Here is a 7114-nt window from a genome sequence, read left to right on the forward strand (position 1 = left end):
ACCGTACCGGGCACCGGCCCCGGGCAGTCAGGGTTGACCGTGCGCCCGGTCACACCGCAGGATCCCCCGGTACACCCGCCGCCGAGCACCCCGAGGGAGCGCGCCGTGTACCCCGGCACCTACGCCGACCGCACGCCGGACAAGGCGGCCGTCGTCGTCGCCGAGACCGGGCGGGTGGTCACCTACGCCGAGCTCGACGACCGGTCGACCCGGCTCGCCGACGTCCTCCGCCGGCAGGGGCTGGGCCCCGGCGACCACGTCGCGTTCATCGCCGACAACACCCCCGAGGTCTTCGAGGTCTACTGGGCCGCGCTGCGCTCGGGCCTGTACGTCACCGGGGTCAACAACCACCTGACCGCCGACGAGGCCGCCTACATCGTGCGCGACTGCGGCGCCCGGGTGCTCGTGGCGTCGGCGGGTGCCGGCGCCCTGGCCCGGGGCGTCGCCGAGCGCTGCCCCGACCTGGGCCTGCGGCTGGCCTGGGGCGGCCCGGTCGAGGGGTACGAGGACTACGAGGCGGCCCTGGCGGCGGCCTCGCCCGAGCGGCCGGCCGTGCAGCCCGCGGGCGCGGACATGCTCTACAGCTCGGGCACCACCGGCCGGCCCAAGGGCGTGCTGCCCAACCTGCCCACCCACCGCATCGACGAGCCCGGCGACGTGTTCACCGCCGTCTTCGGCCCGCTCTACGGGTTCGACGCCGACACCGTCTACTACTCGGCCGCGCCGCTCTACCACGCGGCGCCGCTGCGCTTCGGCGGCATGCAGCACCGGTCCGGCGGCACCGTCGTCATGGCCGCGAAGTTCGACGCCGAGACCGCGCTCGGGCACATCGAGCAGTACCGCGTCACGCACAGCCAGTGGGTGCCGACCATGTTCGTGCGGATGCTCAAGCTGCCGGCGGAGGTGCGCGAGCGGTTCGACGTGTCCAGCCAGCAGGTGGCCATCCACGCCGCCGCGCCGTGCCCGGTCGAGGTCAAGCAGCAGATGATGGAGTGGTGGGGGCCCATCCTCGACGAGTACTACTCCTCCACCGAGGGCAACGGCGTCACGATCATCCGCCCGCAGGACTGGCTGGCCCACCCCGGCACCGTCGGCCGGGCCGCCCTCGGCGTGCTGCACATCTGCGACGAGGAGGGGACCGAGCTCCCGCCCGGGGAGATCGGCACCGTCTGGGTCGAGCGCGACGCCATGCCCTTCAGCTACCACGGCGACCCGGAGAAGACCGCGGCCGCGCAGCACCCCGACCACCCGACCTGGTCGGCGATCGGCGACATCGGCCGGGTGGACGACGAGGGCTACCTCTACCTCACCGACCGCAAGGCCTTCATGATCATCTCCGGCGGGGTGAACGTGTACCCGCAGGAGGCCGAGGACGTGCTCGTCATGCACCCGGCGGTGGCCGACGTGGCGGTGATCGGCATCCCCGACGACGACCTCGGCGAGGCCGTGCTCGGGGTGGTGCAGACCGTCGAGGGCGTCGAGCCCTCGCCGGACCTGGCCGCCGACCTGATCGGCTTCGCCCGCGAGCGGCTGGCCGGCTACAAGGTGCCCCGGCGCATCGAGTTCATGGCCGAGCTCCCGCGCAGCGCCGCCGGCAAGCTGGTCAAGCGCCGGCTGACCGAGGTGTACCGCTGATGTTGCTCGACGCGTCGCTGACCACCGCCGAGGACCCGGCCGCCACCGCCCGCGACCTGGAGGAGCGGGGCTACGCCGGGGTGTGGGCCTCCGAGGTCGCGCAGGACCCGTTCCTGCTGCTGCACACCGCGGCGCTGGCCACCTCCCGGGTGTCGGTGGGCACCGGCATCGCGGTGGCCTTCGCCCGCTCGCCGATGACGCTGGCCTACACCGCCTACGACCTGCAGCGGTACAGCCGGGGCCGGTTCGTGCTGGGCCTGGGCACCCAGATCCAGGCGCACGTGGAGCGCCGGTTCTCCATGCCCTGGTCGGCCCCGGCCGCGCGGATGCGGGAGTACCTCGGCGCGCTGCGGGCGATCTGGGCGACCTGGACCGACGACGTCCCGCTGCGGTTCCGCGGCGAGCACTACCGGCACACGCTGATGACCCCGATGTTCACCCCGGCCCGGCACGCCTGGGGCGCCCCGCCGGTGCACCTGGCCGCGGTCGGCCCGCTGATGACCCGACTGGCCGGCGAGGCCGCCGACGGGCTGCTCGCGCACTCCTTCACCACCGAGCGCTACCTGCGCGAGCGCACCCTGCCCGCCCTGCACGAGGGCCTGGACGCCGAGGGCCGGTCCCGGGCCGACGTCCAGGTCAGCCTGCCGGGGTTCGTCGTCGGCGGCCGGGACGACGCCGAGCGGTCGGCCGCCGCGGCCGCGGTGCGCGGCCAGATCGCGTTCTACGGGTCGACGCCGGCCTACCGCCCGGTGCTCGAGCTGCACGGCTGGGGCGACCTGGGCGACGAGCTGCACGCGCTGTCGACGTCGCGCAGCGAGGACAAGTGGCAGGCGATGGCCGACCTGGTGGACGACGAGGTGCTCGGCACGTTCGCCGTGGTCGCCGACCCGGACGAGGCCGGCGCCGCCCTGCTGGCCCGGTTCGACGGGCTGGTCGACCGGTTCAGCATCTACCCCGGCACCGGCGTCCCGCTGGCCGCCTGGGACCCGGTGGTGCAGGCCCTGCGCTGACCCGACTGGACGGCACCCTGCCCGGTGTGGTGACATTGCTTCCGAGAATCATTGTCAACAAGCTGCGCAGGAGTGCCATCGTGTCCCGCCGTCCCACCGTCCTGGCCCTGCTGGCCGCCTCGTCCCTCGCCCTCGCGGCCTGCGGTTCCGACGGCGGCAACTCGACCCTCACCACCGAGGCCGACACGGCCAACTGCCCCGGCGACGTGCTCGACGTCGTGGTCTCGGTGAACCAGTGGGGCGACATCGCCCGGGCGCTGGGCGGCGACTGCGCGACCGTCACCACGGTCATCAACTCCACGGCCGTCGACCCGCACGACTACGAGCCCAGCACCGGCGACATCGCCTCCTTCGAGGACGCCGACCTGGTCGTGGTCAACGGCGCCGACTACGACCACTGGGCCTCCGACGCCCTGGCCAACCTGGACCCCGAGCCGGCCGTCGTCGACGCCGCCGAGGTCGTCGGCGTGGCCGACGGCACCAACCCGCACCTCTGGTACTCCCCCGACTACGTGCAGCAGACCGCCGCGGCGATCACCGCCGAGCTGACCGAGCTGTCGCCCGACGCCGCGGACCACTTCGCCGGCCGGGCCGCCGCCTTCGCCACCGACCTGGAGCCCTGCACCGCCGAGCTGACCACGATCCAGGGTCTGGCCGCCGGCAAGAGCTACGCCGCCACCGAGACGGTCTTCGACTACACGGCGGCCGCCGTCGGGCTCACCGACGCCACCCCCGAGGGCTACCGGGACGCCGCCAGCAACGAGAGCGACCCGTCCTCCGGTGACGTGGCGGCGTTCGAGGCCGCTCTGTCCGACGGCAGCATCGACGTGCTGGTCTACAACACCCAGACCGAGGGCAGCGTGCCCGAGCAGCTGCGGGCCGCCGCCGAGGCCGCCGACGTCCCGGTGGTCGAGGTCACGGAATCCGTGCCGGACGGGGATGATTCCTTCGTCGAGTGGCAGCTGGCCCAGCTGCAGCAGCTCGCGGACGCACTCGGTGGGGGTCAGTGACGCACGGATCGACCTCGGAGACCCCGCCTGCCCTCGTGCTGGACGGGGTCTCCGTCGTGCGCGGCGGGCGCACCGTGTGGACCGAGGGCGACCTCGCCGTCCCCGCCGGCGCGGTCGTCGGCGTGATCGGGCCCAACGGCGCGGGCAAGACCACCCTCTTCCAGCTGGCCCTGGGCCTGCTGCCGGTGGCCACCGGCCGGATCGAGGTGCTCGGCGCCCCGCCCCGGCGGGGGAACCGCCGGATCGGCTACGTGCCGCAGAACTACACCGCCGCGCTCGGCGAGGCCGTGCGTGCCCGCGACCTGGTCGGCCTGGGGCTGACCGGCAACCGGTTCGGCATCCGGCGCAGCACGCCGGCCGAGCGCGCCCGGGTCGACGACGCGCTGCGCCGGGTCGGCGCCGCCGGCTACGCCGACCGCCGGATGAGCGAGCTGTCCGGCGGCCAGCAGCAGCGGGTGGCGATCGCCCAGGCGATCGTGGACGACGCCGACCTGCTGCTGCTCGACGAGCCGCTGGCCAACCTGGACCTGCGCAACTCCCAGGAGATCGTCACCCTGCTCGGTGAGCTGCGGCAGGAGCGGGCGGTGACGATCATGGTCGTCGCGCACGACCTCAACCCGCTGCTGCCGGTGCTCACCGACGCGGTCTACCTGCTCGACGGCCACCCGCACCACGACGTCATCGGCGAGGTCGTGACCGAGGAGCTGCTCACCCACCTCTACGGCACCCGCGTGCGCGTCGTCCGGACCGCGCAGGGCGACCTGTTCACCCGCAGCGGCTGAAGGAGCCCTCCCGTGCGCTACCAGGAGAACTGGCTCCAGATCCTGCAGACGACCTTCATGCAGCACGCCCTCGTCGGCGGCAGCCTGGTCGCCCTCACCGCAGGCCTCATGGGCTACTTCGTCATCACCCGGCAGAACGCGTTCGCCGCGCACGCCCTGGCCCACATCGGCTTCCCGGGCGCCACCGGCGCGATCCTCGTCGGCGCCCCGGTGACGCTGGGCCTGGCGGTCTTCTGCGTGGGCGGCGGGCTGCTGATCGGCCTGTTCGGCAAGCGGGTGGCCGAGCGGGAGATCGCCACCGGCACGATCCTCGCCTTCGCCACCGGCCTGGGCGTGCTGTTCGCCTCGCTGGCCACCGCCAACGCCTCCACCACGACGAACGTGCTCTTCGGCAACCTGCTGGCGATCAGCACCGACCAGCTGTGGCTGTTCGGCGGGTTCACCCTGCTGGTGGTCGTGGCGCTCGCGGTCATCGCCCGGCCGCTGGTGTTCGCCTCGGTCGACCCGGCCGTCGCTGAGGCCCGGGGCGTGCCGGTGCGCGCGCTGGGCGTCGCCTTCGTCGTCCTGCTGGCCCTGACCGTGACGATGGCCGTGCAGGTCGTCGGCACCCTCCTGCTGTTCGCGCTGGTGGTCACCCCCGCCGCGGCGGCGCTGCGGCTCACCGCCCGGCCGGGGCTCGTGGCGGCGCTGTCGGTGGCGTTCGCGCTGGCCTCGGTGTGGATCGGCCTGGTGCTCTCGGCCGTCGTCGACCTGCCGCCGAGCTTCTTCGTGGTCAGCGTGGCGGTGCTGATCTGGGGTGCGGTGCTGCTGGGCACCCGGGAGCGTCACCGGGCCCGGCCGACCGACCCGGTGGCCGGCGGGCACGACACCGTGCCCGCGGTGCCCGAGCACACGCACTGACCCCTCCGGGGGTGCCACGCGCCACCGGTGGTCAGCGGGCGGTCACCGGGTGCATCCTGGGGCGATGACGAGCCCGGACCAGCCGCAGCGCAGCGGCACCTCCTCCACCGACCCCGCCGAGGGCAGCGAGCCCACCGCCGCACCGGTCATCCGGATGCTGGCCAACCCGCGCCGGGTACGACGCGCCTGACCCCCTCGGCAGAGTTCGGCCAGGCGTGACCGCCCAGTCACAACGGTCCCCTCCGTCTCCGGTGGCACGGGCGGCTCACCAGTACGTATGACCCTGAGTTGTGGCGCCGACACACCGGCGTGCCGCGAACTGCTCCGTCACGGAGACGTGCACCATCGCTGACGTGACCGCCGCCCTCGCCCTCGACTACAGCCCCGCGCCCAGCGACGCCCACGGCTCGCTGGCCGCACCGATCCCGGTGCGCCGCAGCCGCGAGGAACGCCAGGCCATCGTGCTGGACACCGCCGAGCGGTTGTTCTCCGGCCGCAGCTCGCGCAGCGTCGGCATGGACGAGCTGGTCCGGGAGACCGGCCTGGGCAAGATGACCGTCTACCGGCTCTTCAAGAGCAAGGACGACCTGGTCGGGGCCTACCTCTCCCGCAAGGCCGCCACGCTGCTGGGCTACATCGACTCCCAGCTGGGCGGCTTCGCCGACGACCCGCGCGGCGCCCTGCTGGCCGTCGTCGACGTGGTGGAGAAGGACGTCACCCGCACCGGCTTCCGCGGCTGCCCGTTCACGAACGTCAGCAGCGAGTACGACGACCCGCAGCACCCGGCCCGCTCGGCCGCGGCGGACTACAAGTACGAGCTGCACATGCGCCTGGTCCACCTCGCCGAGGAGCTCGTCCCCGGGCACGGCGACGACCTGGCCTCGCAGCTGCACCTGATCATCGACGGCATGCAGCTGTCCGGTGGCCTGCTGGGTCCCGACGGCCCGGCCAGCCACGGCCGCCGCCTGGCCGAGCGCCTCGTGGACGCCGCGGTCGCCGGCGCCTGACCGCGACGGTTCGAGCCGGTCGCGCCGGGGCAGCAGTGCCTGCGTGACCGACCGATCCCGCCCCGACCTCGACGACACCACCGTCGAGGCGCTGGGCAAGCTGTCCGAGGCGCTGGAGACCGTGGAGCAGGCCCGCGGCTTCCTCTACGCGTTCCACCAGCTCTCCGGCAAGGCCGACATCCTGCTCGGCGAGGCGCTGGACTCCTTCCGGGAGGCCGGCGCCACCGCGCTGGCCGACGACCTGGAGCGGGACCTCCTGGGCCGCGACGTGGTGGCCGACCGGTGGACCTTCCAGGTCGTCGAGGACTACGACGACGGCTACTGGACGGCGTTCCGCGCGGCCGACGCCCGGGCCCGCACCGAGCTGTCCGGCGGCGACCGGCACGTGCTCGAGGCCCGAGCCGACCACGCCGGCCCCGCCGGGCTGGGGGCGCCACCGGTCCGCCACCCCCCCGCGGCCCGCCCGGTGCCGCCCCAGGCCGCCGGCCCGCGCCGCGCCGCCGGCCCGCCGCACGGCGCCCCGCGCCCGGCCGCGCAGGCTGCCGCCGCCGCCGCGGAGCTGCCGGGCGGCGCCGCCGCGGCGCCGGGGCGGCCCCGCGGCCGGCGGCGCCCCCCCGGCGGTGGGGGGGAGGAGAGGGAGGGGGGGCGCCGGGGGGGCGTGCGGGGGGGGGATGAGCAGGGCCGAGGCGCCGGGCCGGGCCGCCTCCGCGGTGAGCGCGCGCGGGTGCAGCAGCAGCCGGCGGCGGCGGGCGGAGAGGACGACGCAGGGG

The 7114-nt window shown here is 74.7% G+C and carries 8 protein-coding genes; all 8 read left to right on the forward strand.

The window, feature by feature from the left end; genetic code table 11:
* The first annotated feature begins 105 nt into the window (after positions 1-105).
* Positions 106-1635 (forward strand): acyl-CoA synthetase, encoded by a 1530-nt coding sequence (locus LFA75_RS08755; RefSeq protein ID WP_225233256.1) that lies wholly within the window; start codon positions 106-108, stop codon positions 1633-1635.
* Positions 1635-2645, forward strand: a complete 1011-nt coding sequence (locus LFA75_RS08760; RefSeq protein ID WP_225233257.1) for a TIGR03617 family F420-dependent LLM class oxidoreductase — start codon at positions 1635-1637, stop codon at positions 2643-2645. Before LFA75_RS08755 ends, LFA75_RS08760 begins: the two co-directional genes overlap by 1 nt.
* An 80-nt stretch (positions 2646-2725) precedes the next feature.
* The gene (locus LFA75_RS08765) at positions 2726-3655 is read left to right on the forward strand and encodes a metal ABC transporter solute-binding protein, Zn/Mn family (RefSeq protein WP_225233258.1); all 930 of its coding nucleotides are present in this window, start codon (positions 2726-2728) and stop codon (positions 3653-3655) included.
* Complete coding sequence (locus LFA75_RS08770; protein ID WP_225233259.1) at positions 3652-4437, forward strand: metal ABC transporter ATP-binding protein; 786 nt, start codon at positions 3652-3654, stop codon at positions 4435-4437. Before LFA75_RS08765 ends, LFA75_RS08770 begins: the two co-directional genes overlap by 4 nt.
* A 12-nt stretch (positions 4438-4449) precedes the next feature.
* Positions 4450-5337, forward strand: a complete 888-nt coding sequence (locus LFA75_RS08775; RefSeq protein WP_225233260.1) for a metal ABC transporter permease — start codon at positions 4450-4452, stop codon at positions 5335-5337.
* A gap of 64 nt (positions 5338-5401) precedes the next feature.
* Positions 5402-5527 (forward strand): hypothetical protein, encoded by a 126-nt coding sequence (locus LFA75_RS23825; protein WP_263639366.1) that lies wholly within the window; start codon positions 5402-5404, stop codon positions 5525-5527.
* A 163-nt stretch (positions 5528-5690) separates the two neighbouring features.
* Positions 5691-6344, forward strand: a complete 654-nt coding sequence (locus tag LFA75_RS08780) for a TetR/AcrR family transcriptional regulator (protein WP_225233261.1) — start codon at positions 5691-5693, stop codon at positions 6342-6344.
* A gap of 43 nt (positions 6345-6387) precedes the next feature.
* On the forward strand, positions 6388-7114 hold a 727-nt coding region (locus tag LFA75_RS08785; protein WP_225233262.1), incomplete at its 3' end, for a hypothetical protein.

This window comes from Klenkia terrae, from assembly GCF_900491935.1.
GTDB lineage: Bacteria > Actinomycetota > Actinomycetes > Mycobacteriales > Geodermatophilaceae > Klenkia > Klenkia terrae.